The sequence below is a fragment of the Nostoc sp. CHAB 5715 genome, assembly GCF_020829685.1.
In the GTDB taxonomy this organism is placed as follows: Bacteria; Cyanobacteriota; Cyanobacteriia; order Cyanobacteriales; family Nostocaceae; genus Nostoc.
The window spans coordinates 1-2,057 of sequence record NZ_JAIVFR010001182.1; the positions used below are offsets into that span (position 1 = coordinate 1).

Annotated in this window: 2 protein-coding genes and 1 pseudogene; all 3 read right to left on the reverse strand. The window is 42.4% G+C overall.

Features of this window, described 5'->3' with window-relative positions; translation table 11 throughout:
* Nucleotides 1-218 (reverse strand): annotated as a pseudogene (locus LC574_RS37465) (hypothetical protein); the annotation flags it as partial.
* Between the two features lie 13 nt (nucleotides 219-231).
* Entirely contained in the window at nucleotides 232-1,389 is a 1,158-nt protein-coding gene (locus tag LC574_RS37470; protein ID WP_229458676.1) for a DNA cytosine methyltransferase, read from the reverse strand.
* 76 nt (nucleotides 1,390-1,465) lie between these two features.
* On the reverse strand, nucleotides 1,466-2,057 hold a 592-nt coding region (locus LC574_RS37475; protein WP_229458677.1), incomplete at its 5' end, for a D-alanyl-D-alanine carboxypeptidase family protein.

Consider the following 2,057-nt stretch of genomic DNA (forward strand, 5'->3'; position numbering starts at 1 on the left):
TCTGCCTTAACAGTAGCAACTTCCGCTTTCACGTTTAAGTGTTTCGCGCACTCTGTAGCAGCTTCTGCCTTAACAGAGGGCGCGAAACACTTAAACGTGAAAGCGGAAGTTGCTACTGTTAAGGCAGAAGCTGCTACAGAGTGCGCGAAACACTTAAACGTGAAAGCGGAAGTTGCAAGCTTCTCTATATCGATATGTAAAGACAGTTCTCTCTGCAATGCATCGATCAAATCAATACCCAATTTTCTGAGAATAAGCTTGAAGAATAGATGAAGCGATCGCTTTACCTAGTAGCGGAGGTACGGATTCACCAATTTGAGAAGCCATATCAGTATATGTTCCCAAAAAGTGGAAATCATCTGGATAAGAGTGTAATCTTGCAGCTTCGCGTATTGTAATTGTTCGATCTTGAGTAGGATGAAAAAACCTACCTGATCCTGGATGGAAGACCCATCTAGTGATAGTTCTCGCTGGCTTATCCCAGTAAAGTCTCCCGTATGCGCCGCTATAGTGTTTCTTGGGAGCTAATTCAGAAGGTAAATCCCTAGCATCTTGTCCTTCACAAAGAGCGCGAACTCTCGAAAATTGAATTGGACTCAAAGCACGAGCCACATGATTAACAATTTTTATGCTTTGATGACGCATCATCATTTGATATGTAGTTTGTGGAGCAGAAGGATAAACTTCAGCGTCATACTCTTGTCCTGCATCTAGTGGTGGCAAGTCTCCAATTGCATCTCTGACTGTAACAAGTGGAGAAATATTTGCCTCTAACAAATTAAGCTGATTACAAGATTTCGTACTTCTATAGTCGCTCCTAATATCATCAAAATGTGTTGCTTCAGGAAAATGAAGTGAGCGATCTAGACTAGCTACAAAAAAAGCTCTGGTTCTCGTTTGTGGTATTCCATAATGTGCAGAATTTAATGATGAAGAGACAACTTTATAGCCGAATGATTCAAGTTTTTCTGTTATTTCTTCTCTAATTACGCCATTGTAAGCTTTCAAGATTTCAGGCACGTTCTCCATTACGACATAAAGGGGTCTAAACTCCTCTACGAATTCCAAAAACGTTCTATATAGCAGGTTACGGGAATCATTGAGGTGGCGATAATCGGCAGGAATATTTCTTGAAAATCCCTGACACGGGGAGCCGCCAATCAACAGTATTGGTGCTTCTCGGCGTAAGCCCAACGTTAATCGTAATTCATCAGGACTAACCTTACGTATGTCCTGATGAATGATTTTAGTTTTTGGGTAATTGTGCTTGTAGGTCGCCAAGGCTTTTGCATTTACATCGATTGCACATAGAGATTCAAAGCCCGCCATGTGAAATCCTTTTGTCAAACCACCAGCACCAGCAAATAAGTCAATAATCTTGTATATCATTTTTGAATACTATAGTACTCAAAGGATATCGTCAACCAACTCCTTTATAAAAAGATAGTAATCTCTAGATCAACTTTTATTGAGGTATCTTAGCGGGTTTCAAGTTTCTGGCTTTGTAGAACATTTCCAAGCTGTTGCGATCGCCTACAAAACGCCAGTGCCAAGGCTCATAACTCACACCTTGAACATTATCTTTAGGAAATGACATTTCAAAGCCAAAACGCGGTGCATTTGCTTGCAGCCACCGATAAGCCTTGGTATTGTCAAAGTTAGTTTGGAGATTAGTTGCTGGTACTGTTCCGTCTCCAACATCCACAGCATAACCTGTGTGATGTTCGCTATGACCAGGAGGAGCGCTAAGGGCTGCTCGTTCTGCTGGCGTTTGATTTCGTTGGGCACCGACAGCAAAAAACAACTGCTCCTGGTATTTGACTGAGCGAAAGCCAGAAATTGGTACTAAAATTACACCTGCACTCCGCGCTGCTGCTACCATCTCCTGAAACTTTTGGGCAGCAGCTTTTCGCATTCTAATGTCCCTATTTGCAACAGAACTACGTGCTGCTGCCGGGGCTTTTCCAGTTACCTGCTGCTGGATGAAGGCACTCTCCATCTGTTGAAGATCGTTGACTGGTTTGGGTTCCACAACTTTCAACACTGGATTAGCGATC